At 71.3% G+C, this 26,236-nt stretch carries 25 protein-coding genes; 15 read left to right on the top strand and 10 right to left on the bottom strand.

All coding sequences use genetic code 11. The annotated features are described in order from the left end of the window. Positions 1 to 95: 95 nt before the first annotated feature. From K2F47_RS12335 to truA, 3 genes are all read left to right on the top strand, one after another. The gene (locus tag K2F47_RS12335; RefSeq protein ID WP_131741171.1) at positions 96 to 1,109 is read left to right on the top strand and encodes a DNA-directed RNA polymerase subunit alpha; all 1,014 of its coding nucleotides are present in this window, start codon (positions 96 to 98) and stop codon (positions 1,107 to 1,109) included. Positions 1,110 to 1,200: 91 nt separating this feature from the next. Then, a complete protein-coding gene (gene rplQ, locus K2F47_RS12340; protein ID WP_242902986.1) occupies positions 1,201 to 1,719 on the top strand; it encodes a 50S ribosomal protein L17 in 519 nt (172 codons plus the stop codon). Between the two features lie 268 nt (positions 1,720 to 1,987). Next, on the top strand, positions 1,988 to 2,842 hold the full coding sequence (truA, locus tag K2F47_RS12345; protein WP_242902987.1) for a tRNA pseudouridine(38-40) synthase TruA: 855 nt from the start codon (positions 1,988 to 1,990) through the stop codon (positions 2,840 to 2,842). A 169-nt stretch (positions 2,843 to 3,011) separates the two neighbouring features. Here truA and K2F47_RS12350 read toward each other — a convergent pair whose 3' ends face one another. The 3 genes from K2F47_RS12350 to K2F47_RS12360 all read right to left on the bottom strand — a co-directional run bounded on the left by K2F47_RS12350 (position 3,012) and on the right by K2F47_RS12360 (position 6,793). Next, positions 3,012 to 4,541 (bottom strand): hypothetical protein, encoded by a 1,530-nt coding sequence (locus tag K2F47_RS12350; RefSeq protein ID WP_242902988.1) that lies wholly within the window; start codon positions 4,539 to 4,541, stop codon positions 3,012 to 3,014. Between the two features lie 24 nt (positions 4,542 to 4,565). Continuing rightward, the gene (locus tag K2F47_RS12355) at positions 4,566 to 5,900 is read right to left on the bottom strand and encodes a hypothetical protein (protein WP_242902989.1); all 1,335 of its coding nucleotides are present in this window, start codon (positions 5,898 to 5,900) and stop codon (positions 4,566 to 4,568) included. 182 nt (positions 5,901 to 6,082) lie between these two features. Beyond that, on the bottom strand, positions 6,083 to 6,793 hold the full coding sequence (locus K2F47_RS12360; protein WP_242902990.1) for a CAP domain-containing protein: 711 nt from the start codon (positions 6,791 to 6,793) through the stop codon (positions 6,083 to 6,085). Between the two features lie 493 nt (positions 6,794 to 7,286). On the opposite strand from K2F47_RS12360, the gene rplM reads away from it, so the two are divergent. From rplM to glmM, 3 genes are all read left to right on the top strand, one after another. Beyond that, entirely contained in the window at positions 7,287 to 7,739 is a 453-nt protein-coding gene (gene rplM, locus K2F47_RS12365; RefSeq protein WP_242902991.1) for a 50S ribosomal protein L13, read from the top strand. Positions 7,740 to 7,837: 98 nt separating this feature from the next. After that, positions 7,838 to 8,356 (top strand): 30S ribosomal protein S9, encoded by a 519-nt coding sequence (gene rpsI / locus K2F47_RS12370; protein ID WP_242902992.1) that lies wholly within the window; start codon positions 7,838 to 7,840, stop codon positions 8,354 to 8,356. Between the two features lie 335 nt (positions 8,357 to 8,691). Continuing rightward, the gene (gene glmM / locus K2F47_RS12375) at positions 8,692 to 10,038 is read left to right on the top strand and encodes a phosphoglucosamine mutase (protein ID WP_242902993.1); all 1,347 of its coding nucleotides are present in this window, start codon (positions 8,692 to 8,694) and stop codon (positions 10,036 to 10,038) included. Here the strand turns inward: glmM and K2F47_RS12380 are convergent. Then, positions 10,035 to 10,367, bottom strand: a complete 333-nt coding sequence (locus tag K2F47_RS12380) for a hypothetical protein (protein WP_242902994.1) — start codon at positions 10,365 to 10,367, stop codon at positions 10,035 to 10,037. The two genes, glmM and K2F47_RS12380, sit on opposite strands and share 4 nt — an antisense overlap. A 15-nt stretch (positions 10,368 to 10,382) precedes the next feature. Beyond that, positions 10,383 to 11,045 carry an HNH endonuclease family protein gene (locus tag K2F47_RS12385; protein ID WP_242902995.1) on the bottom strand — a complete coding sequence of 221 codons (663 nt, stop codon included), beginning with the start codon at positions 11,043 to 11,045 and terminating at the stop codon, positions 10,383 to 10,385. A 103-nt stretch (positions 11,046 to 11,148) separates the two neighbouring features. Between K2F47_RS12385 and K2F47_RS12390 the strand changes: the two genes are divergently transcribed. The 6 genes from K2F47_RS12390 (at position 11,149) to K2F47_RS12415 (ending at position 17,206) form a co-directional block, all read left to right on the top strand. Further along, on the top strand, positions 11,149 to 12,105 hold the full coding sequence (locus tag K2F47_RS12390; protein WP_242902996.1) for a DUF389 domain-containing protein: 957 nt from the start codon (positions 11,149 to 11,151) through the stop codon (positions 12,103 to 12,105). 84 nt (positions 12,106 to 12,189) lie between these two features. Next, a complete protein-coding gene (locus tag K2F47_RS12395) occupies positions 12,190 to 13,137 on the top strand; it encodes an ABC transporter ATP-binding protein (protein ID WP_242902997.1) in 948 nt (315 codons plus the stop codon). Beyond that, the gene (locus K2F47_RS12400) at positions 13,134 to 14,012 is read left to right on the top strand and encodes an ABC transporter permease (RefSeq protein WP_242902998.1); all 879 of its coding nucleotides are present in this window, start codon (positions 13,134 to 13,136) and stop codon (positions 14,010 to 14,012) included. The genes K2F47_RS12395 and K2F47_RS12400 overlap by 4 nt, the downstream gene beginning before the upstream one ends. Then, the gene (locus tag K2F47_RS12405) at positions 14,009 to 14,920 is read left to right on the top strand and encodes an ABC transporter ATP-binding protein (protein WP_242902999.1); all 912 of its coding nucleotides are present in this window, start codon (positions 14,009 to 14,011) and stop codon (positions 14,918 to 14,920) included. The genes K2F47_RS12400 and K2F47_RS12405 overlap by 4 nt, the downstream gene beginning before the upstream one ends. Then, on the top strand, positions 14,917 to 15,633 hold the full coding sequence (locus tag K2F47_RS12410; RefSeq protein ID WP_242903000.1) for an ABC transporter permease: 717 nt from the start codon (positions 14,917 to 14,919) through the stop codon (positions 15,631 to 15,633). The genes K2F47_RS12405 and K2F47_RS12410 overlap by 4 nt, the downstream gene beginning before the upstream one ends. Before the next feature lie 217 nt (positions 15,634 to 15,850). Beyond that, positions 15,851 to 17,206 carry an XRE family transcriptional regulator gene (locus K2F47_RS12415; RefSeq protein ID WP_242903001.1) on the top strand — a complete coding sequence of 452 codons (1,356 nt, stop codon included), beginning with the start codon at positions 15,851 to 15,853 and terminating at the stop codon, positions 17,204 to 17,206. On the opposite strand, the gene K2F47_RS12420 is transcribed toward K2F47_RS12415, so the two are convergent. Both K2F47_RS12420 and coaA read right to left on the bottom strand, forming a co-directional pair. Next, the gene (locus tag K2F47_RS12420) at positions 17,203 to 19,365 is read right to left on the bottom strand and encodes a DUF4132 domain-containing protein (protein ID WP_242903002.1); all 2,163 of its coding nucleotides are present in this window, start codon (positions 19,363 to 19,365) and stop codon (positions 17,203 to 17,205) included. The genes K2F47_RS12415 and K2F47_RS12420 overlap by 4 nt on opposite strands. A 90-nt stretch (positions 19,366 to 19,455) precedes the next feature. Beyond that, on the bottom strand, positions 19,456 to 20,397 hold the full coding sequence (gene coaA / locus K2F47_RS12425; RefSeq protein WP_242903003.1) for a type I pantothenate kinase: 942 nt from the start codon (positions 20,395 to 20,397) through the stop codon (positions 19,456 to 19,458). 139 nt (positions 20,398 to 20,536) lie between these two features. Between coaA and glmS the strand changes: the two genes are divergently transcribed. The 3 genes from glmS to K2F47_RS12440 all read left to right on the top strand — a co-directional run bounded on the left by glmS (position 20,537) and on the right by K2F47_RS12440 (position 24,493). Then, positions 20,537 to 22,381: a glutamine--fructose-6-phosphate transaminase (isomerizing) gene (gene glmS / locus K2F47_RS12430; protein WP_242903004.1), complete on the top strand. Its 1,845-nt coding sequence runs from the start codon at positions 20,537 to 20,539 to the stop codon at positions 22,379 to 22,381. 131 nt (positions 22,382 to 22,512) lie between these two features. Then, entirely contained in the window at positions 22,513 to 23,475 is a 963-nt protein-coding gene (locus K2F47_RS12435) for an ABC transporter ATP-binding protein (RefSeq protein ID WP_242903005.1), read from the top strand. Positions 23,476 to 23,482: 7 nt separating this feature from the next. Next, positions 23,483 to 24,493, top strand: a complete 1,011-nt coding sequence (locus K2F47_RS12440) for an ABC transporter permease (RefSeq protein WP_242903006.1) — start codon at positions 23,483 to 23,485, stop codon at positions 24,491 to 24,493. Between the two features lie 58 nt (positions 24,494 to 24,551). On the opposite strand, the gene K2F47_RS12445 is transcribed toward K2F47_RS12440, so the two are convergent. The 3 genes from K2F47_RS12445 to K2F47_RS12455 all read right to left on the bottom strand — a co-directional run bounded on the left by K2F47_RS12445 (position 24,552) and on the right by K2F47_RS12455 (position 26,144). Continuing rightward, the gene (locus K2F47_RS12445) at positions 24,552 to 24,770 is read right to left on the bottom strand and encodes a DUF397 domain-containing protein (RefSeq protein WP_242903007.1); all 219 of its coding nucleotides are present in this window, start codon (positions 24,768 to 24,770) and stop codon (positions 24,552 to 24,554) included. Between the two features lie 255 nt (positions 24,771 to 25,025). Next, complete coding sequence (locus K2F47_RS40615) at positions 25,026 to 25,244, bottom strand: DUF397 domain-containing protein (protein ID WP_308198405.1); 219 nt, start codon at positions 25,242 to 25,244, stop codon at positions 25,026 to 25,028. A 39-nt stretch (positions 25,245 to 25,283) separates the two neighbouring features. Beyond that, the gene (locus K2F47_RS12455) at positions 25,284 to 26,144 is read right to left on the bottom strand and encodes a helix-turn-helix domain-containing protein (protein ID WP_242903009.1); all 861 of its coding nucleotides are present in this window, start codon (positions 26,142 to 26,144) and stop codon (positions 25,284 to 25,286) included. Positions 26,145 to 26,236 lie beyond the last annotated feature (92 nt).

Below are 26,236 nucleotides of genomic sequence, written 5' to 3' on the forward strand. Positions count from 1 at the left end.
TTCCGCGGACGGAGTTCCGTGGAATCCTGGTGGGACGGGGAACATTCCAGAACGCGGTAGTCAAATAGCGGGCACCGCGGGAAGAAGGCACAACCATGCTCATCGCACAGCGTCCCACTCTCACCGAAGAGCAGGTCGACGAGTACCGGTCGCGGTTCACCATCGAGCCGCTGGAGCCGGGCTTCGGCTACACGATCGGCAACTCGCTGCGTCGCACGCTGCTCTCCTCGATCCCCGGCGCCGCCGTCACCAGCATCCGGATCGAGGGCGTCCTGCACGAGTTCTCCACCGTTCCGGGGGTGAAGGAGGACGTCACCGACATCATCCTGAACCTCAAGGAGCTGGTCGTCTCCTCCGAGCACGACGAGCCGGTGGTCATGTACCTGCGCAAGCAGGGCCCGGGCGAGGTGACCGCGGCCGACATCGCGCCGCCCGCGGGCGTCGAGGTCCACAACCCCGACCTGCACATCGCCACGCTGAACAACAAGGCCAAGCTGGAGATGGAGCTGACGGTCGAGCGCGGCCGCGGCTACGTCTCGGCCGCCCAGAACAAGCAGCCGGGCCAGGAGATCGGCCGGATCCCGATCGACTCCATCTACTCGCCCGTGCTCAAGGTCACCTACAAGGTCGAGGCGACCCGCGTCGAGCAGCGCACCGACTTCGACCGCCTGATCCTGGACGTCGAGACCAAGCAGGCGATGCTGCCGCGCGACGCGGTGGCCTCCGCCGGCAAGACCCTCGTCGAGCTGTTCGGGCTGGCCCGGGAGCTCAACGTCGAGGCCGAGGGCATCGACATGGGCCCGTCCCCGACGGACGCCGCGCTCGCCGCGGACCTGGCGCTGCCGATCGAGGAGCTGAACCTCACGGTCCGCTCCTACAACTGCCTCAAGCGCGAGGGCATCCACTCTGTGGGCGAGCTGGTCGCCCGCAGCGAGCAGGACCTTCTCGATATAAGGAATTTCGGCGCCAAGTCGATCGAAGAGGTCAAGCAGAAGCTCAACGACATGGGCCTGTCGCTGAAGGACTCCCCGCCCGGGTTCGACCCGAGCGCGGCGGCCGACAACTACGGCGACGACGACCAGAGCTACGCCGAGACCGAGCAGTACTAGAAGGCACGACCCCACGCGGCCGGGGGGACCTCCCCCGGCCGCGTCCGGCTGACATCGGTACCTGGTACGGCCGATGCAGGAAGGAAGCACCATGCCCAAGCCCACCAAGGGTCCCCGGTTCGGCGGCAGCGCCGCGCACCAGCGCCTGATCCTGGCGAACCTCGCCACGGCGCTGTTCGAGCACGGCCGCATCACCACCACCGAGGCCAAGGCCCGGCGGGTGCGTCCGCTGGCGGAGAAGCTGATCACCAAGGCCAAGAAGGGCGACCTGCACAACCGTCGCCTGGTGGCCAAGACGGTCCGCGACAAGGGCGTCCTGCACGAGCTCTTCACCGAGATCGCGCCGCGCTTCGAGAACCGTCCCGGCGGCTACACCCGGATCACCAAGCTCGGCCCCCGCAAGGGCGACGCCGCGCCGATGGCCGTGATCGAGCTGGTGCAGGAGCAGCTGTCCGCGTCCACGGGGACCGCCCCGGCGGCCACCACCGCGACGCAGGCCCCGGCCGAGGACGAGGCGCCCGCCAAGACCGAGGCGGACGACACCGAGGCGACCGCCACGGACGACACCGCCGAGGCCGCCGCCGAGGACAAGGCCAAGGACGACGAGTAACACGCGCTGCTGGAACGTCGGCATCGCGTCCCGCATGTGCTGGTTTGCTCCCCGGTGAGACCGGGGCGTGCTCCGGCGCCGGCGCGACGCGGCGTCAACAGGCCCACCGTCGGTACGGGACGGTGGGCCTGATCTTTGCCAGACTTGATCCCATGGTCACGTCAGGGGGGCGACGGTTCAGCGGGGGGCGTGTCGAGGGAGTGCCCGACGGGCGCACGAGCCCGTCGGGCGGAACGGACGGACGTTGCAGAACGACACGTCGGCTGACATGACCGCACTCGTACGGCTCCGGCTCGACATCGGGTACGACGGGTCGGGCTTCGCGGGCTGGGCGCGCCAGCCGAACCAGCGGACCGTCCAGGGCGTGATCGAGGACGCCCTGGCCCGGCTGCTGCGGCTCGACCCGCCCCCCATGCTCACCGTCGCGGGACGCACCGACGCCGGCGTCCACGCGAACGCGCAGGTCGCGCATCTGGTGGTGCCGGTCGCCGCCTACTCGGCGATCAACGGCACGATGCCGCGCCGCCTCGCCGGGCTGCTGCCCCCCGACGTGCGGGTGTGGCGCGTGTCGCTCGCCCCCGAGGGCTTCGACGCGCGGTTCTCCGCCCTGTCGCGCCGCTACGTGTACCGGGTGTGCGACAACCCGGTGGGGGTGGCGCCGCTGCGCCGGCACGACGTCCTGTGGCATCCGCGTCCGCTGAATTTGGACCGTATGAATGAGGCCGCGCGGCTGCTCGTCGGCGAGAACGACTTCGCCGCGTACTGCCGCAAACGCGAGGGCGCGACGACGATCCGCGAGCTGCTGCGCTACGAGTGGGCGCGCGACGACCGCGACCCGCACCTCGCGCTCGCCACCGTGGAGGCCGACGCGTTCTGCCACTCGATGGTCCGCGCGCTCGTCGGCGCGCTGCTCATGGTCGGCGACGGCCGCCGCGAGCCGGAGTGGCCCGCCCAGGTGCTGGCGGCCCGCGTCCGCGACTCGGGCGTGAACGTGGCCCCCGCCCACGGCCTGTCGCTGGAGGAGATCCGCTACCCGAGCGACGACAGCCTCGCCCGGCGCGCCCAGGAGACCCGCCGCGTCCGAACCCTGAACGCCACCGCCGCCGCCGACCCTCCGGCCTAGGCCGCGGTTCACAGCGACCTCAGCCGTCGCGCGGGCGCGCTGACTGGGCGGTGGGGCCGACGCCGAGGCGAGGCCCCACCGCGAAGATCGCGAAGCGATTCCGCGCCCGCCAAGGCACGGTCAAGGCACGAGCCGCCAGGCGAGTGCCTTGGGCCGGGACTTAATCAACTCAGCTGTGGTTGCGGGCTTCGATGGGGCGGACGTCGTAGTCGAGGAACTGCTGCGCGATCTGCTTGATCGTGGCGTCGCCGGGCTTGGTGGGGCGGCCGTCGGCGTGCTGGACGTAGGCGTAGACGAGGTAGCGGCCGCGGACGGTGGACGCGGCGTATCCGCCGGCCCGGTCGATGTCGGGGGCGTGCTTGGCCGACATCCCGCGGAACCACTCGTACTTGCCGGGGTCTCCGGCGCGGCTCACCTTGAGCGCGGCGGCCTTGGTGGGCAGCACCGCGACGCCGGAGGTGACGGCGATCTCGCGGTCCCGGTCCAGGAAGGTGGCGCGGACGACCTTCCGGCAGTTCTCCTTGGTGAGCGCGGACAGCAGCGCGCCGTTCGCCGCGTACCGCAGATCCTTGTTGATCGACCAGCGGTCGCGGACGTAGGGGCGGCCCCCGAGCGTGATGGTGGTGGCCGGGAAGATCTCGGCGAACTCCATCTCCTTGGGGTCGGTCTTCTCGTCTGAGATGTCGACCGGGGGCGGCTTGGGCGCCGGTGTGGCGCTCTGCTGCGCGGGCGGGGCCGCCTTGCCCTTGTCCTTGTCGGAGCCCGATCCCGTCCCGCCGAGGGCGAACAGCGCGACGACCGCGGCCAGCACCGCCGCCGCGCCCCCGCCGATCAGCAGGGGACGCCGCTTGTTGCCGCCCGCCGGGCGCATGGGGGGCGCGCCGGGACGGGGCGGGGGCGGCTGTTCGGACCCGGTCTCCGGGAAAGGCCCGCTGCCGGTGGGCGGGACCACGCCGGGCGGCAGGATCGCGTCCGGCACGAGGACGGGCGCGAGCGGCGCCTGCTGCTTCTCGGCCTCCTTGGCCTTCTCGAACGCCGACAGCCGCGCGGTCTCCTCCTCGGCCGCCTCGGGCTCCGGCTCGGGGTCGGCGCGCGGGGTCTCCTCGGGCTGCTTCACAAGCAGTTGCGCGGCCTGGACGGCGGGGATGCCGTCGGGGTCGGTGTCGGTCTCGTCCAGCGGCGGGCTGACGAGCGGCTCGGCCGGGACGGCGCGGCGCGAGTCGACGTTCGGCACGCCGCGTCCGGCGACGAGTCTGCCGGGCGAGTCACCCGGGGCCTGGACGGCGGCGGCCTCCGCCGGCGGCTGCTCGTCCGCGACCTCGGGCGGCTCCTCTGCCGTGACCGGCGCGGCGAGCGGGGCCTCGGCAGGGGCGGCCAGTGGCGTCTCGACCGAAGCGGCCGGCGGCGCCTCGACCGGGGCGGCCAAGGGGGCCTCGTCCGGTGCGGGGGCCTGCTGGGGGACGACCGACGCCGCCTCCTGCGTCTCGGCCGCCCACCAGGGGGTTTGCAGGCCGAACGGGGGAAGCGAGCGGGGAGCGGGGGGCGCGGGCTCCGTCCCGGCGACGGCGCTCGCCGCGTCGCCGGAGGGCGCCTCGTCCGGGGAGGCCGCGCCGCCGAAGCTCGGCGGGGCCGCGGCGGCGGGGACGCGCCGCGCCTCCGCCGTGTCGGCGGGCTCCCAGGTGTCTTCAGGTCCAGACATAAGCAGACAGCGTATTCAAAGGGGTCACTTTTGGAGAGGCTTGCCTTCGGTTTCCCTGTAGTGCAGGGCCAGCGAGAGGCCGCTGCCCTTGACGAGCTGCGCTCCGAACGCGCGGACGACCGAGTGGTACTTGGGGTCGATCTTCTTGCCGTCCGGCCGCTGCACCCAGGTCATGATGAGGTAGTGGCCGAAGGCCTCGGACGTGCCGAGCGCCTCGCCCTTGCCGTTGGTCCTGGAGACGCCCTTGCCGGGGAGCGCCTGGAGGAAGGCGTCCTTGTTGCCCGCCGCCTTCACGGCCTGCTTCGCGGCGGCCTCCGTCTTCAGGTTCAGGACGCCGACGGTGCCGATGAGCTTGCCCGTGCCGAGGGCGTAGGTGGCGCGCAGGGCCTGCGCGCAGCCGCCCCGCTTGAGCGTCTTCGTCAGCGTGACGCCGCCGACGACGCCGGTGCAGCCCTTCTTGGAGTTCACGGCCGTCCGCAGGTACTTCTGCTTGCCCGCCTTGAACGACGGCTTGCCGAAGACCTCGGTGAGCGTCAGCGCCTTCGGGTCGGTCGCGCGGCTCTTCAGCTTCACCGGCTCCAGCGGCGGCATCTGCGGGGACGCCTGCGCCTGCGGCTTGGACGCGGTGGGGGAGGGCGCCGCGGCCTTCTTCGGCTTCGGGTCGTCCTTCATCATCGACGCCACGCCGACGCCGCCGCCGATCAGCACGAGCCCCGCCGCCACCGCGCCGCCGATGATCAGCGGCAGGTTGCGGCGGCGCGCGGGGGCGGACTGGTCGTCGCGTCCGCCGGGCGGCATCTCGCCCGGCATGCCGAAGGACTGCCCGGCGACGGGCTGGTCCGCGGGCGCGAAGGGCTGGGGGCCCGACGGGTCGTCCGGGACGCCGAAGGCGTTGGTGCCGGACGGCGAGTCCGGGACGCCGAAGGGCGAGCCCGCGACGGTCTCGTCCGCCGGGTCGAAGGGCTTGGCGCCCGTCGGCTGCCCGAACGGCTGCTCCGGCTCCCCGAACGGCTGGGCGCCGAACGGGTTCGGGCCGGACGGGTCGTCGGGCGGGCCGAACGACTGGCCCGGCGGCTCGAACGACTGCCCGGGCGGCCCGAAGGACTGCGTGCCGGACGGCTCGCCGGACGTACCGGGCTGGTTGAACCCGCCGGGTGCGCCGAACGGGTCCGGTACGCCGAACGGGTCGGTGCCCGACGGACCGGGCCCTGCCTCCGCGCGCGGCGCGAAAAGGCTCTCGTCGTGGTCGTTGCCGTACGGGGACGCCTCTGGCCGGTCGCCTCCGGGGTTGTACGGCTCGTGCGGCGGCGGCACGGACGGCCGGCCGCCGGGCTTGCCTTGATCGCCCGGGTAACCCATGGGTGGGACCTTACCGTTCGTCGTTCGGGGCTCTGGACCTTCGGAACACCCACCATGACATGGGGGCGAACCGGGCGTCGGCGGTTTTGCCAAGGTCACGCCCGGTGCGCGCGCGGTGTCAGATCAGGGTCGGGCCGGGTCAGTCGGGAGCCTGTCAGGGCGCGGGCGCGGTGTCGCGCGCGTCACGTCCAGCCGAAGTCCTGTGTCCACAACGGGCCGCCCCGGCCCGCCGCCATGCCGACGCCGATCGCGCGCAGGTCGCAGTTGAGGATGTTGGCGCGGTGCCCCGGGCTCTTCATCCAGCCGGCCACCACGGCGGCGGCGGTCGCGTACCCCTTGGCGATGTTCTCCGCGCCGGGGCTCCGGTATCCGGCGTCCTCCATCCGCTTCCACGGGCTGTCGCCGTTGCGCGAGGTGTGGTCGAAGTAGTTGCGCGCGGCCATGTCGGCGGAGTGCCTGCGGGCGGCCCTGGCCAGCCGCGCGTCCACGCGCAGCGGTTCGCAGCCGGCCTTGGCGCGCTCAGCGTTGGTGAGCGACACGACCGTCGCCACCGCGCCGCCGGGTGCCACCCTGAGCTGCGGGGTCTCGCTGACCTTCGGCTTCGCGGTCTCGGACGGCTGGACGGACGGCCGCTGCCGCACCGGGGGCCGCGTCGACCGCGTCGGCGGCGGCGTCGGGCTCTCCACCACCGGTGTCGGCTTGCTCGGGCGGGGCTTCGGCGGGCTCGACGTCGTCCGCTGCATGCCGGACGGGGCCGCCGCGACGGACGTGGTGGACGGCGCCCCGGCCGCCGTCGGCTCGGACCGCAGCTCGGGCAGGACGAACCGGTCCAGCGCCACGCCCGTCCCGATGGCCAAGGCGGACGCGGTGACGGTGACGCCGAGGGCGATCATGGCCTTGGTCCCGGTGCGCCTGCGGCGGGGCGGCGGCGGTGCGGGCGGACGCGAGTGCCGTCCAACGGAGGGGGAGGAGCCGGAGGCGGGGGAGGCGGGATGCCGGGGCTCGTGGCGTCCGGCGGACGAGCCGGGTCTGCGGGGAGTGGACAGCGGGGGCTCCCGGGTGCGGGCCGGCGCGTGCCGGCGTGGACCGGTCGGGCGCACCTTATCCCGATATACACCTGAAAGCCCGTAGATCACGTAAATGAGCAACCCAGGCGCGGGGGAGGGTGTATTTGCTCTAGCCCTGGCGGCTGGGTATTCTGCGGGTTTGTTGTGTGTGTAGACGCCTGCCCGCAGGGCGGGGGGTCGAACGCGAACGACGAGCCGGTGTGTCCCCGTGTGAGCGCGCGGCCCCCGGCGTCCCGGAGCGCCTGGTCGGATGCAGACCTCTGATCGGCGCGAGCAGGATATCCGCTGAGAAGTCGACGAGAAACGAAGGTCTACGACCGTGCGCACGTACACCCCTAAGCCCGCTGACGTCCAGCGCCAGTGGCACGTCATCGACGCGACCGATGTCGTGCTGGGCCGTCTCGCCAGTCAGGTCGCGCAGCTGCTTCGGGGTAAGCACAAGCCGATCTACGCGCCGCACCTCGACACCGGTGACTTCGTCGTCATCGTGAACGCCGACAAGGTGGCGCTGACCGGCAACAAGCTGGAGCAGAAGCGCGCCTACCGGCACTCGGGCTACCCGGGCGGCCTGCGCTCGGTGGCCTACGCCGACCTGCTGGCCAAGCACCCGGAGCGGGCCGTCGAGAAGGCGATCAAGGGCATGCTGCCCAAGAACTCCCTCGGCCGGAAGATGTTCGGGAAGGTGAAGGTCTACTCCGGTCCGGAGCACCCGCACCAGGCGCAGAAGCCGGTCCCGTTCGAGATCACCCAGATCAGCCAGATCAAGAAGTAGGCCCGCGCACGCGACCGCGTGCCCGGAACGAAACCGTGGCCGCCGGGGCACCCGCTTGAGACGGGTCAGCCGCCCTGGCTAGAACACCAAGGAGAACCGTGGACGAGTCCACCGGCACGGAGGCGCCCGCCGAGGGCGCCGAGTTCGACTCCTACGAGGACGCGCCGTCCGAGTACAGCACCGAGACCCCCGAGACCGCGGGCGAGAACACGATCGGCCAGCCGATCGCGACCGGGCCCTCCGCGGGCACCGGCCGCCGCAAGCAGGCCATCGCGCGGGTCCGGATCGTCCCCGGCAGCGGCCAGTGGAAGATCAACGGTCGCACCCTGGACCAGTACTTCCCCAACAAGGTCCACCAGCAGATCGTGAACGAGCCGTTCGTGCTGCTGGGCCTGGAGGGCCAGTTCGACGTGCTCGCCCGCGTGAACGGCGGCGGCACCACCGGCCAGGCCGGTGCGCTGCGCCTCGGGATCTCCCGCGCGCTCCAGTTCGCGAACATCGAGCACCGCCCGGCGCTGAAGAAGGCCGGGTTCCTCACCCGCGACGCGCGCGTGCCCGAGCGTAAGAAGGCCGGTCTCAAGAAGGCCCGCAAGGCTCCGCAGTACAGCAAGCGCTGATTCACCCGGCCCAGGCCGGTCCGAGCCGCCGTATCCCGCAGGAGCGGGGTGCGGCGGCTCGCCCATGTCCGGGGTCTCGGTTCCGCGCCGCCGTATCCGGCCGGTGCGGGGCGCGGCGCCCGGTCCATGTCCAGGGTTTCCGTTCCGCACCGCTTATCCATGTCTCGCCATATCTGGCTTGACGCGACTCCGGAGCCGCGCGCCCGTTAGGTTTGATCGGCAGCCGGATCGCGGGCGGCGTCGCGCGGGACGCCGGGTCCGGACGTGTGGATCGTGTGGACATCTGGGACGGGGCCCGGCGCGGCCCTTCTCGTCTCTATCGGGAGAGTTGAACTGTGGGTCGTCTGTTCGGGACCGATGGCGTGCGCGGGCTCGCCAACCGTGATCTGACCGCCCGGCTCGCCATGGACCTGTCCGCCGCGGCGGCGCGGGTACTGGGCGAGGAGGGCGCGTTCCGGGGGCACCGGCCGCTGGCGGTGGTCGGGCGCGACACCCGGGCGTCGGGGGAGTTCCTGGAGGCCGCGGTCGTGGCGGGCCTGGCGAGCGCGGGCGTGGAGGTGCTGCGGCTCGGCGTCCTGCCGACCCCGGCGGTGGCGCACCTGGCGCACGCGCTGGACGCCGACCTCGGCGTGATGCTGTCGGCCTCGCACAACCCCGCCCCCGACAACGGGATCAAGCTGTTCGACCGCGACGGCTTCAAGCTGCCGGACGCCATCGAGGACCGCATCGAGGCGGGCATCGGCGCGCCGTGGGAGCCGCCGACCGGCGCGGGCGTCGGCCGGGTGCGGGACGCGCACGGCGCGGTCGAGCAGTACGTGGCGCACCTGCTGACGACGCTGCCGGTGTCGCTGGACGGGCTGCGCGTCGTCGTGGACTGCGCGAACGGCGCGTCCAGCGACGTGGCCCCCGAGGCGCTGCGCCGCGCGGGCGCCGAGGTGATCACGATCGGCACGGCGCCGGACGGGCTGAACATCAACGCCGGGTGCGGATCCACGCATCTGGAGGCGCTCCAGGCCGCCGTCCGCGAGCACGGCGCGGACGCGGGCATCGCCAACGACGGCGACGCCGACCGCTGCCTCGCGGTGACGGGGTCCGGCGAGATCGTGGACGGCGACCAGATCATGGCGATCCTGGCGCTGGACCTGCGGAAGGCGGGCGCGCTCGCGGGCGACACCGTGGTCGCGACCGTGATGTCGAACCTCGGCTTCAAGCTCGCGATGCGCGCGGCGGGCGTCACGCTGATCGAGACCGCCGTCGGCGACCGGTACGTGCTGGAGGCGATGAAGGACGGCGGCTTCAACTTCGGCGGCGAGCAGTCCGGCCACGTGATCATGCTGGACCACGCGAGCAGCGGCGACGGCGTGCTGACCGGGCTGCACCTGCTGGCGGCGATGGTGCGGCGCGGCCGTCCGCTGGACGAGCTGGCCAAGATCATGACCCGGCTGCCGCAGGTGCTGATCAACGTCCGGGACGTCGACAAGGGGCGCGCGACCACCTCGCCCGAGCTGGCGGAGGCCGTCGCGGCGGCCGAGGCGGAGCTGGGCGACACGGGCCGGGTGCTGATCAGGCCGAGCGGCACCGAGCCGATGGTGCGGGTGATGGTCGAGGCGGCCGCGCAGGACCAGGCGCAAGCGGTGGCCGAGCGCCTCGCGGGCGTCGTCCGCTCCGCCCTGGGGAACTAGCGCACCAGGTCGTCGATCTCCAGGCGGCCGACCTTGAGGTGCCTGATCTCGACGGTGCCCGCCTGGAGGTGCTCGACGACAGCGCGCTTGATCACGAGCTTGCCGATCGCGAGGGCGCCGACCGCGAGCGCCCCGACCGCCACCGAGCCGAGCGCGAGCGAGCCGAGGCCCGTGCCGGCGCGCAGCGTGAGGCCGGTGGCGGACGCGCCGGTCACCTCGGCGCCCGTCGCGCGGGCGCCGACGCCGCGCTCGGTGCGCACGCGCGGACGCGACTCCGCCTCGCCGTGCACCTGGCCGTTGGGCGACTCATCCTGGGGTTCGCTGGTCATCCCCTGATCCTAGGGTCAGCAGCGCGAGAGGAAGTTCTGGAGCGCGTCGTGGTCGGAACGCGTCACGGGCAGGTCGTACTTCTTGGCGACCGCGACGTACTTGACCGCGTACGTGCACTGGAAGTCCTTCTGCGGCTTCCACTCGCCGGGCCCCGAGTCGCTCTTCTGCCGGTTGGGCACGCCCCAGACGGCGAGCAGGTTCGCGGTGTCGTTGGCGAACCGTTCCCGCTGGTCCTCGCCCCAGCGGGACGCGCCCATCCGCCAGGCGAGCGCGAGCGGGTAGACGTGGTCGATCTGCACCTCGGACGCGTCCGACTTGCTGAACGTGATGTCCTTGCCGCTGTAGGGGTCGTGCAGGCGACCCGCCAGGACGACGCACGTCCCCTTCTTCCGGACGTCCTTCATGTCGCGCGCGAGGACGTCGTTGCGCTGGTCGCAGCCGTTGTGGTCGGTGTCCTTCCAGCGCGTTCCGAACTTGTCGCGCTTGTAGCCGCCGCCATCGCCCTCGGAGGCGACCCGCAAAGAGGACAGGTCCCGCCCCGACCCTTTCGTACCCGGCGCCGCCGAAGGCGAGGAGGTGTCGGACAGCCCGACCTTCCCCTCGCAGCCGCTCACCGAAAGGACGGCAAGCGCCGCCCCCGCGACCCACACCGCCGCCGTCCGGTTCCGCCACGCCATACCGCCACCACCCACGTTTTTTGTTGGGCTTTGCCCGTTAAGTCCCCGTTAAACGATCACACTGTACGACCAGCGGTGGCGCGTTTACGGCACGATGGTCGGCGTGCTGCACCTCAGAGCGATCGTTCCGGCGGATCGCACCGACGACGCCTGCGAGGCGCTCGCCGACTGCGCCGGAGCCACCAACGTCGTCGTGATCCCCGGAGCGGCGCGCGCGCCGCGCGGCGACCTGGTCCTGGCCGACATCGCCCGCGAGTCCGCCAACGAGGTGCTCGCCGCCCTCCAGGCCCTCGACCTGGAACGGGACGGCTCGATCAGCCTCGAGAAGATCGACCTGTCGCTGTCGGACGCGGCCGAGCGCGCCGAGCGGCGCGCCCCGGGCCACGGCGACGACGCCGTCGTGTGGGAGGAGCTCGACCGGCAGGTCAGCGAGGGCGTGGCGCTGACCTGGTCGTTCGTCGCTTTCCTCGCGCTGGCCACGCAGCTCGCCGCGATCGCCGCGCTGATCGACTCGCCGGTGCTGGTGGTCGGCGCGATGGTGCTCGGCCCGGAGTTCGGCGCGGTCGCGGCGATCTGCTACGGGCTGACCCGGCGGCAGCCGTGGCGGATCATGCAGGCGGTGCGGGCGCTGGTCGTCGGGTTCCTGGTGGCGATCGCGATCACCTATGTGTGCGCGGTGGTCAGCCACCTGACCGGGGTGATCGAGATGTCCCGGCTGCCCGACGACCGTCCGCTCACCGCGTTCATCTACACCCCCGACCGCTGGTCGTTCATCGTCGCGCTGCTCGCGGGCGCGGCCGGGGTGCTCTCGCTGACGGCGGGGAAGTCGTCCGCACTGGTCGGGGTGTTCATCTCGGTCACCACCGTGCCCGCCGCGGGCAACCTCGCGGTCGCGCTCGCGCTCCGGCACGGCAGCGAGATCAACGGGTCGCTGCTCCAGCTGGCCGTCAACTTCGCGGGCATGATCATCGCGGGTACGGCGACGCTGCTGCTCCAGCGCGCCACGTGGCACATCGTCCTGCGCAGGAAGAGACGGGCTCCCGCCGGCAGGGGAACTTAGGTCGATCGCACGTCGGACCTATGGCTGTGACGCGTAGCACCTAAGGGTGACGTGCGGCGGCGGGCCAGGCACTAGGTTCGGACTATGCCGATCATCGCCACCCAGGGGCTGTCGATGAGGTTCCCCCGGGTGACCGCCCTGGACGACCTCTCCGTGGCCGTCGAACCCGGTGTCGTCGGCCTCGTGGGCGCCAACGGCGCCGGCAAGTCGACGCTCATCAAGATCCTCCTCGGCCTGTTGCCGCCGACCACCGGTACCGCCACGGTGCTGGGCATGGACATCGCCCGCGAGGGCGTCAAGATCCGCGAGAGCGTCGGGTTCATGCCCGAGTACGAGTGCCTCCCGCCGGACGTGTCCGCCACCGAGTTCGTCGTGCACATGGCGCGGATGTGCGGGCTGCCGCCGACCGCCGCCCGCGAGCGCGCCGCCGACACCCTCCGCCACGTCGGGCTGTACGAGGAGCGCTACCGTCCGATCGGCGGCTACTCCACCGGCATGCGGCAGCGGGTGAAGCTCGCGCAGGCGCTCGTCCACGACCCGAAGCTCGTGTTCCTGGACGAGCCCACCAACGGCCTCGACCCGGCCGGGCGCGACGAGATGCTCGACCTGATCCGCCGCGTCGGCGCCGAGTTCGGCATCAGCGTCCTCGTCACCTCGCACCTGCTGGGCGAGCTGGAGCGCGTCTGCGACCACGTCGTGATCATCGACGGCGGCCGGCTGCTGCGCTCCCAGGCCGTCGAGGCGTACACGACCGAGAGCGGCGTGCTCACCGTCGAGGTCGAGGAGGGGCGCGACGACCTGCACCGCGTCCTCCAGGAGCACGGCGCCGCCGCCCGCGCCGAGGGCCGGTTCCTCGTCGTGGACATCGCGGGCGAGAGCACCTACGACCTCGTCCGCGACGGCGTCGCGGAACTCGGGCTGCGGCTGATCCGGATGGAGCAGCGCCGCCACCACATCGAAGAGGTCTTCCAGGACGCACCCGACGTCGCCGGAGCGCCCGGCGCGAACCTCCCGCAGGGGGCGCCGCGATGAGCACCAGCACGATCCACGACATCGGCTACCGGCACTACGACGGCCGCCGCAACGGCCGTGCCTACGTGCTGCGGTCGCTGTACCTGCACAGCCTGCGCGCCGCGTTCGGCCTCGGCCGCCCCGCCCGCGCCAAGGTGATGCCGTTCATCCTCGGGGCGATCATGCTGCTGCCCGCCGCCGGGTCGGTCGCGGTGTTCGCCGTCACCAAGCAGGAGGACGTGCTGATGCGCTACTCCTCCTACGCCCCGACGCTCCAGGTGATCATCGCGATCTTCCTGGCGACGCAGGCGCCCGTGCTGGCCTCGCGGGAGCTGCGCTTCCACGTCGTCCCGCTGTACTTCTCCCGGCCGGTCGGCCACCTCGACTTCGTGCTGGCGAAGATCGCGGCGATGGCCACCGCGTTGTTCGCGCTGATCGGGGTGCCCGTCACCGTCCTGTACGTCGGCGGGCTGGTCACGAAGGCGCCGGACTCGGCCGACCAGCTCGGCCGCTACCTCGCCGCGCTGGTGGGCTGCGCGCTGTTCGCGCTCGTCCTCGCCGCGATCGGGATGGTCGTCGCGGCGTTCACGCCCCGGCGCGGCTTCGGCGTCGCCGCCGTGATCGCCGTGTTCATGCTGAGCAGCACGCTCGTGCTGGTCGTCCAGGGCATCGCCGAGAACCAGACGAACTTCACGGTCTCGGGCTGGGCCGGGCTGTTCGCCCCGTTCAACCTGGTCGACACCGTGCAGGTCAGGCTGCTCAACGCGGAGAAGTCCTCGGTGCAGGTGGCGCCCGGCCTGAAGGGCGGCGTGGTCGCGCTCGCCATGTGCGCCGCCCTCGTGTTCGGCTCGGTCGCGGTCCTGTACCGCCGGTTCCGGAAGGCTGGCCTGTCGTGAGCGAACTGCGACTGGACGCGGTGTCGCGCTGGTACGGCAACGTCGTCGCCGTCAACGGCGTCTCGATGACGGTCGGGCCCGGCGTGACCGGGCTGCTCGGCCCGAACGGCGCCGGGAAGTCCACGCTGATCCACATGATGGGCGGGTTCCTCGCCCCCTCCTCCGGGACGGTCACGCTCGACGGCGCCCCGATCTGGCAGAACCCGGGCATCTACCGCAGCCTCGGGCTCGTCCCGGAGCGGGAGGCCGCCTACGACTTCCTCACCGGCCGCCAGTTCATCCTGGCGATGGCCAAGCTGCACAAGCTGCCCGACCCGCGCGCCGCCGCGAGCCGCGCCATCGGCCAGGTCGAGATGGACTACGCCGCCGACCGGACGATCGGCAACTACTCCAAGGGCATGAAGCAGCGGATCAAGATGGCCTCGGCGCTGGTGCACGACCCGCCCGTCCTGCTGCTGGACGAGCCGTTCAACGGCATGGACCCCCGGCAGCGCCTCCAGCTCATGGACCTCATCCGCCGGATGGCCGAGCAGGGCCGCACGATCCTGTTCAGCTCGCACATCCTGGAGGAGGTCGAGCGGCTCGCCAGCCATATCGAGGTGATCGTCGCCGGGCGGCACGCCGCGTCCGGGGACTTCCGCAAGATCCGCCGGCTGATGACCGACCGGCCGCACATCTTCCTCGTCCGCTCCTCCGACGACCGCCGCCTCGCCGCCGCGATCATCGCCGACGGCTCGGCGCGCAGCGTCCAGCTCACCGACAAGGGCCTCCAGGTCGAGGCCGTCGACTTCCAGCGCTTCACCTGGCTCCTCCCGCAAGTCTCGCGGGACGCGGGCGTCCGCCTCTGGGAGGTCTCCCCGGCCGACGAGTCCCTGGAAAGCGTCTTCTCCTACCTGGTGGCCCGATGAACAGCACCATTGCCATGATCACGTTCCGCGCGATGCTCGGCCGGCGCCGCGCGCTGCTGCTGCTCGCGCTGCCGCTGGTGCTGCTCGTCCTCGCGGCGGTCCTGCGCTACACCGACAACAACGACCTCGACATCTCCGCCGACGTCCTCCAGAAGTTCGGCCTCGCCACCCTGCTCCCGCTGCTCGCGCTGATCGCGGGCACCGGCGTGATCGGCCCGGAGATCGACGACGGCCAGATCATGTACGTGCTGACCAAGCCGATCCCCCGGCAGGTCGTCGTGCTGACCAAGCTCGCGGTGGCGATCGTGCTGGTCACGGTGTTCGCGGTGGTCCCCACACTCCTGGCGGGAGAGATCCTCACCGGCGGGACGGCCGGGATGGCGCCCGCCTTCACGGTCGGCGTCCTGGTCGGCGGCGTCACCTACAGCGCCGTGTTCGTCGCCCTCGCCGTGGCCAGCCGCAACGCCGTCACGATCGGCCTGCTGTACGCGCTGGTCTGGGAGAGCCTGCTAGGCAACTTCGCCCCCGGCGCGAAGTCGGCGTCGATCCAGCAGTGGGCCCTGTCGGTCACCGACGCGATGACCTCGGCCACCCCGGTCAAATCAACGGTGGACCTCTCGGTCGCGATCCCACTCCTGATCACCGTCTCCCTGGGCGGCACCCTCCTAGCCGCCTACCGCCTCCGCTCCCTCTCAGTAGCCCACGCCGAGTAAAAGGAGCCGCCATGGACGCCCTGACCGGCCTGGGCCTCGAAGTCTGGGCATGGCGTGCGGCCAGGAAGCCGCAGACCGGCGACGACGTCGATCACCGAATATGTTGCGACTGGTGACATCTCTATCACCTTCTGTGAAGCCCCGGTGAGGGTCACGCGGCGTGAGGACACTGGGGAGGGCGGTTACTGCCGTCCACCCGTGCGAGGTGCATCCGAAGATGTCGGCCGTGAAGAGGCCCGAGGGCGTGAAGAAGGTCATCGGTGCGCGGCTGCGCGCTCTGCGGGAGGAGCCACGGGACGAGCTCGGCCATTCTCGCTGGTCCCGGGAGAAATGGGCGATCAAGCTTCGCGGCGCGGCCGGGCCGTCCGCGCAGGCTATGCCGGGTGTGCAGAGCCTGGCGCAGATGATCAAGCAGTGGGAATGCGGTGACCATGTTCCCGGTCCCTTTTACCGGGCGTTGTACGCCAGTGTCACGGGTAAGACAGAGAAGGAGCTGTTCAAAGAGGCACTGAGCCCTGAGCCACCAACATCCCTGACGAAGCTCGTGGGCGAAAGTCCTCTCACCTCTCTGGAGGATGATGTGAGACGCCGTGCTGCGATGCAGGTGATCGCTGCGTTGGGTGCCGGGGCCGCGATTCCGCCGGGTCTCCTGGAGACCGCGCTGTCGGGAATCGAGGACGCCCTGGGCAATCCCCAGGACACCGCCGAGTGGGAACGCCTCGTCGCCGATTACGATCACCGGCTGAACGCGTCGCCTGCGGGCGCGCTCGCCGGTGAGCTCACCACCGACCTCGCCGCGTTGAGCGTCGTGCTCAAACGCAACCTCCCACCCCTCCAGACGGCGACATTACTGCGTGTGTCCGCCGCCCTTTCCGGGCTCTTGGCCATCGACTTCTCGGACGCGGGTGACTATCGCGCTTCGCGCGTTGCGTGGGGTGCGGCGACAAGAGCGGCGGATGGATCCGGCGACCAGGACATGCAGGTTTGGACGCGAGGGCAGCAAGCTAAGTTCTCCCAATACTCGGGAGGCTCGCCCTCCACGCTAGTGGCCCTTGCCGACGAAGCGCATCGGATAGCGGGCGGGACGGCATCGCCCGGTCTCGCTCACGCCATCGGCGCGCGCATGTACCTGGCGATCGACGACGGCGACGCCGAGAAGGTTCGCGCATTGCTGGCGGAAATGAACCGCGTGTGCGAACGGATAGGCGATACAGAGCCCGGGCATTCGGTGTTCAGATTCCGAGAGACGCAACGGCTGTGGAGCGAGTCCTACGCCTATGCTCAGGCGGGGGATAAGCGTGCCGCAGAGTCTTTGGCGCAGGCTCGGGGGTTGTACCCCATGAACGTGCTCGCCCCACGGGTGAATCTGACCTTGATCGAATCGGTGTCCCTGGTCAAGGGACGGGAGGTCGGGGAAGGTCTCGAACTGGCGCTGAACGTGCTTCAGGGTCAGGAGCGCACAAGTGCTGGAGGGCGCATGCTCACCGGTTCCGTCCTTGGGCTCCTGCCGCCTGAGGCTCGCTCCCTTCCAGAAGCGCGAGAAATTCGCGCCCTAACGGCGGGGCCCGTCTAGCCTGCGGGTTGGGTTAGGCGGGTTAGTTCTGCTAGGAGTTCTGAGGCTGTTACGTCGTCGAGGTCGCTGAAGGGGCGTTCGCCCTGGCCGTAGGACGTTTTGGCTAGGGCGACTATCTGGAACTCCTGTTGGGCGTACTCGTCCGGGTTGATGGCGCGGACGCCTGGGTCCAGGGCGATCACCAGGTAGTGGTCGTCGGCCAGTTTGCGGGAGACGTGGCGGTGGAAGCCGCCGGTCTCCTTGTCGCCGAGCTTCCAGCCCCGGTCGACCAGGCCGAGGATCGCGCCGAAGTGGACGGTCGCGCCCTCGAACCGCGACAGCCGCGTCGCGTCCCGTTCTTCGGGGGTGAGGGTGTGGACGGGGCGTCCGAGCTGCGGGAACGGCTGGAGGATCTCGTAGTCGGCGAAGACCTCCGACCAGGCGGCCGGGGCGGTGAGGCGCAGCGGGTGCGGCAGTTCGACGGGGGCGGTGATCTCGACCGGGTCGTCGTGGACGTCGGCGAGGGTGCGGTCCTCGGCGACGCGGAACTCGGTCTCGCCGGACTTCCAGACGAGGCGCCGCGCGATGTGCCAGATCAGGGGGTGGGTCAGGAACAGGGCCCGGAACTCGTCGGGGGTCCAGCGGCGGCCCTTCACCATCGCCGTTTCGAGGCGTTTGATCTGCTCGGCGGTGACGGTGCGCGCCTCCTTCTTCAGCTCGGTGAAGCGCTGGTAGGCGGCGGGGGCGAGGGTGTCGTCGTCCTTCACGCCGGGCTTGGGGAGGGTCTTGCGGCGCTTGCCGTCCTCGTCCGTGACGAACGGCTTGAGGTGTTCGTCGAAGCCGACCGTGAAGCGGCGGGGGCCGTAGTCGAGGGTGAGGCCGCCGCTCGCGTCCAGGCCGAGGTCGGGGACGAGCAGGTCGGCGAGCTGTTCGGCGTCCAGGCCGCGCCGCTTGGCTATGCCGTCGATCAGCGACTGGCTGTAGCGGCGGATCCGCCGCTGGTCCTTGGCCTTCTGCGCGAGGCGGTGGAGCTGGCGGAGGGCGCCGTCGGTGCCGATCGAGGTGAACACGCCCAGCGCGGCCGAGCCGCCGTTGTACCAGGACGTGCCCTTGTCCCAGCGCGCGACGATCGGGGCGAGCCGGGCGGCGGTCCGGTCGTCGCCGAGGAGGCACAGCGCGTACTCGACGCCGGGCGACGTCCAGCGCGGACGGGTGTCGTCGGCCTCGTAGAGCGCCCAGGCGAACTCGGCCAGCGACTCGGGGTCGCAGGCTTTCACCACCCGCTCGACTCCCGCGTACGGCTTCTCCGGGGTCGAGATCAGGAACATCGTGACCAGGTTCCGGACGGCGGCCTCCGGCAGCGCGTACTCCCGTCCCGCCAGCAGGACGGGCGGCAGCGCGGCCACGTCGAAGCCGATCTCCGGCAGGGGGTTCGGGTACCGGTCGAGCGGGTCGATGCCGAGCGACGCGACCGCCCGCACCACCTCCTCGCCGTAGGGGCGGACGGCCTCCAGCACCGCCTCGCCCCCGTGCACGTCCGCGACGGAGCGGACGTGGACCTCGGCCCGCTCGCGCTTGGGCCCGGGGCGGCGCACCAGGTCCGGGACGATCAGCGCGATCGCGGCCGGGCCGTGCTGGACGAACCAGTCCTTCGCCGGGTGGCTGTAGGAGTTGTCCTTGTGCTTGAGGCAGAGCTGCGCGATGTGGGCATCGAAGAAGGGGTACAGCGCCCAGAGGTTGTCCAGGTGGAGGACCAGGGGCAGCGCGTCCAGCTCGTAGCGGGCGACGATGCCGCGCAGCGCGAACGTCCCGGAGAGGTCGGCGTGGTAGCGCTCGTCGGCGACCAGGGCGCGGCCGTGCTCCTCGGGGCCGTGCAGGAGGATGTCGAACGCCAGCTTCCGGCGGTGGAGGCGATCGCTCTGCTGGATCGTTCCGTTGGCGAACGACGCGGCGGCGGCGTCGAAGTCGGTGTCGCCCCGCGGCGGGTAGTCGGCGCGGCCCTTCGCGAGCCACTCCTCCCGCTGGCCCGGCGCCCAGTGCACCGTGGTCGCGGTTTTGGGCGCCTTCAGGCCCTTCAGGACGACGGGCTCGGTGTCACGCGACGCGCCCTTGGACCAGGGCGGGTCCACCAGCAGCGGCGGCACGGACTCCTGCGGCGCTTCGGGGGGCGTGTGCGACATCTCACCTGTTTCCTGGGCGGGCCGGTCTCGTGATCGCGGTTTCGACTCGCGGCCGGACGGGACGGTTCCCAGGAAAGCCTGCCAGACCCCTCAGATGCGGCGCAGCCGGACGCGCTGGACGGCGTGCTCCCGATCCTTGTGCAGCACGAGCGTGGCGCGGGCCCGCGTCGGGAGGATGTTGGAGACGAGGTTGATCTCGTTGACGTCCCGCCAGACGCGCTGGGCGAACGCGGCGGTCTCGTCCTCGTCGAGTTCGTGGGCGTACTTGTGGAAGTAGGAGCGGGGGTCGGTGAAGGCGGTGCGGCGCAGCGCGAACAGCCGGTCGACGTACCACTGCCGGATGTCCTCGACCCGCGCGTCCACGTAGATCGAGAAGTCGAAGAAGTCCGACACGCCGAGCTGGCCCGCGGGCGGCGCCTGGAGCACGTTCAGCCCCTCGACGATCAGGATGTCGGGCCGCCGGACGGTCTGCGTCGCGCCCGGGACGATGTCGTACTCCAGGTGCGAGTAGACGGGGATCGCGTGCTCCTCCGCCCCCGCCTTGATCGCGGACACGAACCGCACGAGCGCGCGCCGGTCGTAGGACTCGGGGAAGCCCTTCCGGTCCATGATCCCGCGCTCGGTCAGCACGGCGTTGGGGTAGAGGAAGCTGTCGGTGGTCACCAACTCCACGCTCGGATGCTCGGGCCAGCGCGCCAGCAGCGTCCGCAGGAGGCGCGACGTCGTGGACTTGCCGACCGCGACGCTGCCCGCCACGCCGATGATGAACGGCGTCGGCTGGACCTCCCCGCCGAGGAACCCGCTGACGGTGTCGCGCAGCCGCCCGTCCGACAGGAAGAACAGGTTCAGCAGCCTGGACAGCGGCAGGTAGACCTCCTCGACCTCGGTGATGTCGATCGGGTCGCGCAGGCCGCGCAGCGCGTCGAGCTCACCGTGCGTGAGCGGCAGGGGGGTGTTCTCGCGCAGCGCGCGCCAGGCGTCGCGAGAGAGTTCCACATAGGGGCTCGGCACGCTGTCCCATCCGCTCGTCATGGGTCGAACAGTAACCATCAGCCCGGCCGGGCTTCCCGGTTTTGGACGCCCGGATCTTCACCGTGCGTACACGGTAGCGTCACATATTGGGGCGACTCGCTGGTGGGGCCGGGCGGCGGCATTGAATAGGCTTGCCCGCATGTGCGGAATCGTGGGTTACGTGGGCGGCAGGCCGGCGCTCGACGTCGTGATCGAGGGGCTGGCGCGGCTGGAGTACCGCGGCTACGACTCGGCCGGGGTCGCCGTCCTCGCCGATGGGGAGCTGGCGACGGCCAAGCGCGCGGGCAAGCTCGTGAACCTGCGCGGGGCGCTGGAGGAGGAACCGCCCCCCGCCGGGACGCTCGGCATGGGCCACACGCGGTGGGCGACGCACGGTCCGCCCAACGACCGCAACGCGCACCCGCACGTCGACTGCACGGGCTCGGTCGCGGTGATCCACAACGGGATCATCGAGAACTTCGCGGCGCTGCGCGGCGAGCTGGAGGAGGCCGGGCACAAGCTCGGCTCCGACACCGACACCGAGGCCGTCGCCCACCTGCTGGAGGACGAGCTGAAGGGCGGCGGCGACCTCGCCGCGGCCATGCGGCGGGTGTGCCGCCGTCTGGAGGGCGCGTTCACGCTGGTCGCCGTGCACACCGGCGACCCCGACCTCGTGGTCGGCGCGCGCCGCAACTCGCCGCTGGTCGTCGGCGTCGGGGACGGCGAGAACTTCCTCGCCAGCGACGTCGCCGCGTTCATCGCGCACACCCGCGACGCGATCGAGCTCGGCCAGGACCAGATCGTCGAGCTGCGCGCCGGCGGGGTGACGGTCACCGACTTCGACGGCCGTCCCGCCGAGGTGAAGGAGTACCACGTCGACTGGGACGTGTCCGCCGCCGAGAAGGGCGGCTACGACTACTTCATGCTCAAGGAGATCGCCGAGCAGCCGCGCGCTGTCGCCGACACCCTGCTCGGCCGGATCGGCACCGACGGGCGGCTCACGCTGGACGAGATGCGCATCTCCGACCAGGAGCTCCGCGAGGTCGACAAGATCATCATCGTGGCCTGCGGGACGTCGTTCCACGCCGGGCTGATCGCCAAGTACGCGATCGAGCACTGGGCCGGGCTGCCCTGCGAGGTGGAGCTGGCCAGCGAGTTCCGCTACCGGGACGCGATCCTGTCGCCGACCACGCTGGTCATCGCGATCTCCCAGTCCGGCGAGACGATGGACGCGCTGATGGCCGTCCGGCACGCCCGCGAGCAGAAGGCCAAGCTGCTCGGCATCTGCAACGTCAACGGCTCGACGCTGCCGCGCGAGTGCGACGGCGTCCTGTACACGCACGCGGGGCCGGAGATCGCGGTCGCCTCCACCAAGGCGTTCCTGACCCAGCTCGTCGCCGTCTACCTGATCGCCCTCTACATCGCGCAGGTGCGCGGCACCAAGTGGGGCGACGAGGTGTTCGCGATGGTGCAGCTCCTGGAGCGGATGCCGGAGAAGGTCGAGAAGGTCCTGGAGACGATGGAGCCGGTCCGGGAGCTGGCCCGGTCGCTGGCGGGGGAGCGGTGCGTGCTGTTCCTCGGCCGCCACGTGGGCTTCCCGGTCGCGCTCGAAGGCGCGCTGAAGCTCAAGGAGCTTGCCTACATGCACGCCGAGGGCTTCGCGGCGGGCGAGCTGAAGCACGGCCCGATCGCGCTGATCGAGCAGGGGCTGCCGGTCGTGGTCGTCGTGCCGCCCCGGGCGCGGGACGTGCTGCACGACAAGATCGTCTCCAACATCCAGGAGATCCGCGCCCGCGGCGCCCGGACGATCGTGATCGCCGAGGAGGGCGACCGGTCGGTCGCGCCGTACGCGGACACGCTGATCGCCGTCCCGGCCGTCCCGACCCTGCTCCAGCCGCTGGTCACGACCGTCCCGCTCCAGGTGTTCGCGTGCGAGCTGGCCACCGCGAAGGGGCACGACGTCGACCAGCCGCGCAACCTCGCCAAGTCCGTCACGGTCGAGTAGCCCGACCACCGAGCGTGATCGCCAGGGTGTGCTGACCGGGCGTAAGGGATAAATCACAACACTTCGCCGGGAACCGTGCGCCGTCCCGGCACGTCGCATGGGGAGACCCCGGCGTGTCGGGAGGTGGGCTTGTGGGAGCCCCGGAAGGACTCGGGATCGAGGCGCGCGGCGTGTCGCGGTGCTTCGGCCCGGTGCACGCGCTGCGCGGACTCGACCTCACCGTTCCCTACGGTCAGGTCACGGCGCTGGTCGGGCCCAACGGCGCGGGCAAGACGACGCTACTGCTCATCCTCGCGACGCTGCTGCGGCCGGACGACGGCCACGTGCGGGTCGCGGGGCACGACGTCCGCGCCGATCCCGGCGCGGCACGCCGGGCGCTCGGCTGGATGCCGGACACCTTCGGCGTGTACGACCAGCTGACCGTCCGGGAGTACCTGGAGTTCTTCGCCGACGCCTACGGGCTGGCGCGGGACGCGCGGGACCGCCGCCTCAGGGGGCTGCTGACCCTCGTCCATCTCGACGAGCAGCTCGGGCAGCCCGTCCACGCGCTGTCGCGGGGGCAGAAGCAGCGGCTCGGCGTGGCGCGGGCGCTGGTGCACCGGCCCCGCGTCCTGCTGCTGGACGAGCCCGCCTCCGGCCTCGACCCCCGCTCCCGCGTCGAGCTGCGCGACCTGCTGCGCTCGCTCGCGGCCGACGGGGTCGCGGTGCTGGTGTCCAGCCACATCCTGAGCGAGCTGGAGGAGATCGCCGACCGGGTCGTGCTCGTCGACCACGGCCGGACGGTCGGCGAGCACGCGATGGCCGACCTCGCCGAGGCCGCCGTCGCGCGCGTCCGGTGGCGGATCCGCTCGCTGGACCGCGAGCGGCTCGCCGCGGCGCTGACGATGGCGATCGACGACCTGCCCGGGCTCGACCCGGGCCTCGGGCCCGTCCGCGACCTGCCGTCGGGCGCCGAGGTCGGGCCGCTCACCGAGACCGAGGCCGCGGGCCTGCTCGCCGCGCTCGTCTCCCGGGGCGTGCCGGTCACCGGCCTCGCCCCGGCGGGCAGCGCGCTCGAGTCGGCCTACCTCGCCATGACCGAGACCCGGAGGTGACGCCGGGATGACGGCGCGCGGGGCCGCCCTGGTGGCGCGGCAGGAGATTCGGACCCGGCTGCGGACGGGCCGCTGGCGGGTGCTGCTCGCCGTCTGGTTCGCGGTGGTCAACGGGCTCGCCCTGCTGTTCCGGCTGGCGCTGGAGGCCGACTCCACGTCCCGCTACGGGAGCCCCGGCGTGCCGATGTTCGGCGGCGTGCTGCTCGCGGTGCTCGTGCTCACGCTGCTGATCACCCCGGCGCTCAGCGCCCAGTCGATCAACGGCGACCGCGAGCGCGGCACGCTCGCCACCCTCCAGGTCACCCCGCTCGCGCCCGGCGACATCGCGTTCGGCAAGCTCGCCGCCTCGTGGGGGACGGGCCTGGTCGTGCTGGCGCTCACGCTGCCCTCGCTGCTGTGGCCGGTCGTCGAGGGCGCGATCGGCCCGCTGCGCGCCGTGACCGTCCTGCTCGTCACCGCCCTGCTGATCGGCGTCGTCTGCGCGGTCTCGCAGGGCTGGTCGGCGCTGCTGGCGCGCAGCATCACCTCGGTCCTGATGTCCTACCTGACGGTGTTCGCGCTGATCGTGGGGACGCCGCTGCTGTTCACGATCGCGGTCCCGTTCACCACCGAGCGCCAGGCGAGCGGCTACGACCGCGACCGCACCGACCGGGTCTGGTGGCTGCTCGCGCCGAACCCCGTCGTCATCCTCGCGGACGCGGCGCCGAGCCTGCCCAAGCGCCGCGTCGTCATCGTGGACGGCTCCGCCGGCTACTCGGGCACCTACGACGACGACTCGCGGGCCTACTACGAGTCGCCGCCGAACGACCCGCTCGGCACGATCAGCCGGGGCGTCCGGAAGCTGCGCACCGACGACGGCCATTACCGCCCCTACCGTTCCCGGCGGTCCGACGGGCCGCCGGTGTGGCCGTTCGGGCTGGCGTTCGACCTCATTCTGGGCGCGGGCGCCGTATGGATCAGCGCGAGCCGGCTGCGGACGCCGCTGTACCGCGTGCCCAAAGGCGTCCGCATCGCCTGAACAGGCGCGTTCCACTCAATTCAATGTCGAATTGAGAATCTCAGATGATTTGCAATTCTCAAGGCCGGTCGAATCGGCCGCCCCTCGCCTGCGCGGCGAAACGCCGCCATTCCCGGGCGTCGAAGGCGAGGATACCGGCATCCTGCTCGCCGGCGCGTGTTCCGTCGCGGACACAGATCACGCCGGTGCCGAGTCGCATGACCTCGACGCATCCATTGCTGGCGCCGCATCGGGCGCTCTTTCGCCATCGGGCGGGCGGTGTCGCATCGAAACTCATTCCGGCTCCTGCCTTGAAAGTTGCATCTGCCCGCGGCCGCACTGCCGGTGCCTGAGCACAAGGTAACAAGATCACCGAACGCGGGTGAGGCGGGACGGACGGAAGGGGCGGATGGGGCGGGAGTGCCGAGGAAATACGAGGGTTTCGGTTGAGCCGACGACGAACCGGGCCCGGAAGGGGTGTGACTCCCCTCCGGGCCCGGTCCGTTCGTCACGGGCCCTCATCCCGCGAGAGGCGCGGGCCCCGTCCCTACTGTCAGCCCAGGTCGAATTCGCCCTTCTTGGCTCGTCCGACGAAGTCCCGCCACTCTCCCCGGGAGAATGACAGGACCGGGCTCTGCGCTCCGTGCTTCGCGTCCCGTGCCCCGACGAAAAGGGACGGACCGGCCAGTGCGGCCACTTCGACGCACGTGTTGCTCGCCCCGCAGTGGGCGCTTCTCCGCCAATGCGGAGCAGGAGTGGCGAAAGGGGACACCAGGTGCCTTTCACATAGTGAAGGCCACTCCGCGGCCCGTCACCAGGCATCCCTGGCCTCGATGATGCGCCGCCTCGACTCGGCGGCGTCCCATGCCTGACCAGCGAGATTCATATAGGCGAGCCTGTACATATACGTAACGGTCTCATCCGCAAAGTGGCTGATTGTCAGCGATTCGGTGTGCACGATATCAGGAAAGGTGATGTCGTGCACCGGCGAGAATTCCAGCAGGATAAACGTTTCCGCCAACACCGAGTGCGCGATGTCGAGTGGCAGTATCTGCACGGTCACGTTCGGAAGCTCGCTCATCCGGAGAAGATGGTCGAGCTGCTCGCGCATGACCTTCCGGTCGCCGATCCGGCGGCAGAGAACGGCCTCGTCCATGACCACCGCGAGCTCCAGCGGGCGGTCGCGGCGCAGGAGTTCCTGGCGCCGCATCCGCACCTCGACCCTGCGCTCCAGCTCCTGGGGCGGCAGCGTAGCGAGAGCGCTCCACCCGCCGATCACGTGCCGGGCGTAGCTCTCGGTCTGGAGCAGGCCCGGGAAGACGGTGCTGCCCCACTCCCGGACGGCCGTGGCCTCCGCCTCCAACGCGATGAAGTCCGCGAGGGGGCTCGGCAGGTCGCGGTAGTCCTCCCACCAGTCCCGCTCGGCGGCGGCGTGCGCAAGGGAGATGAGGTCGTCCCTACGCGAGCCGTCGATCTCGTAAAGGTCGAGCAGGCGGTGCACGTCACTGATCTTCGCGCCGGTCCGCGCGTTCTCGATCCGGCTCACCTTGGCGGTCGACCAGGTGAGCCGCTCGGCCACCTCGTCCCCGGTGAGGCTTCTGCGTTCGCGCAGCCTGCGGAGTTCGGCGGCGAGCCGACGTTGCCGGACGGAGGGACCTCGGGAAGTGCTCATTGCCGGAGCCTCTCCAGTCCTGGACGGACTGTTCAGGCCGCATTCTGCCGCACGGGGGCACGGCAGTGCGAACACATCGGACCGATGGACCA

Origin of the sequence: Actinomadura terrae (assembly GCF_022751215.1) — a bacterium.
GTDB lineage: Bacteria > Actinomycetota > Actinomycetes > Streptosporangiales > Streptosporangiaceae > Spirillospora > Spirillospora terrae.

Coding starts and splice junctions, on each gene's coding strand:
- K2F47_RS12440 (WP_242903006.1), top strand. CDS start 23,483: ATGACGGCGCGCGGGGCCGCCCTGGTGGCGCGGCAGGAGATTCGGACC.
- K2F47_RS12420 (WP_242903002.1), bottom strand. CDS start 19,365: ATGTCGCACACGCCCCCCGAAGCGCCGCAGGAGTCCGTGCCGCCGCTG.
- K2F47_RS12355 (WP_242902989.1), bottom strand. CDS start 5,900: ATGGGTTACCCGGGCGATCAAGGCAAGCCCGGCGGCCGGCCGTCCGTG.
- coaA (WP_242903003.1), bottom strand. CDS start 20,397: ATGACGAGCGGATGGGACAGCGTGCCGAGCCCCTATGTGGAACTCTCT.
- K2F47_RS12385 (WP_242902995.1), bottom strand. CDS start 11,045: ATGGCGTGGCGGAACCGGACGGCGGCGGTGTGGGTCGCGGGGGCGGCG.
- K2F47_RS12360 (WP_242902990.1), bottom strand. CDS start 6,793: ATGATCGCCCTCGGCGTCACCGTCACCGCGTCCGCCTTGGCCATCGGG.
- K2F47_RS12445 (WP_242903007.1), bottom strand. CDS start 24,770: ATGAGTTTCGATGCGACACCGCCCGCCCGATGGCGAAAGAGCGCCCGA.
- K2F47_RS12335 (WP_131741171.1), top strand. CDS start 96: ATGCTCATCGCACAGCGTCCCACTCTCACCGAAGAGCAGGTCGACGAG.
- K2F47_RS12415 (WP_242903001.1), top strand. CDS start 15,851: ATGTCGGCCGTGAAGAGGCCCGAGGGCGTGAAGAAGGTCATCGGTGCG.
- rplQ (WP_242902986.1), top strand. CDS start 1,201: ATGCCCAAGCCCACCAAGGGTCCCCGGTTCGGCGGCAGCGCCGCGCAC.
- K2F47_RS12350 (WP_242902988.1), bottom strand. CDS start 4,541: ATGTCTGGACCTGAAGACACCTGGGAGCCCGCCGACACGGCGGAGGCG.
- truA (WP_242902987.1), top strand. CDS start 1,988: ATGACCGCACTCGTACGGCTCCGGCTCGACATCGGGTACGACGGGTCG.
- K2F47_RS12410 (WP_242903000.1), top strand. CDS start 14,917: ATGAACAGCACCATTGCCATGATCACGTTCCGCGCGATGCTCGGCCGG.
- K2F47_RS12455 (WP_242903009.1), bottom strand. CDS start 26,144: ATGAGCACTTCCCGAGGTCCCTCCGTCCGGCAACGTCGGCTCGCCGCC.
- K2F47_RS12395 (WP_242902997.1), top strand. CDS start 12,190: ATGCCGATCATCGCCACCCAGGGGCTGTCGATGAGGTTCCCCCGGGTG.
- glmS (WP_242903004.1), top strand. CDS start 20,537: ATGTGCGGAATCGTGGGTTACGTGGGCGGCAGGCCGGCGCTCGACGTC.
- K2F47_RS12400 (WP_242902998.1), top strand. CDS start 13,134: ATGAGCACCAGCACGATCCACGACATCGGCTACCGGCACTACGACGGC.
- K2F47_RS12380 (WP_242902994.1), bottom strand. CDS start 10,367: ATGACCAGCGAACCCCAGGATGAGTCGCCCAACGGCCAGGTGCACGGC.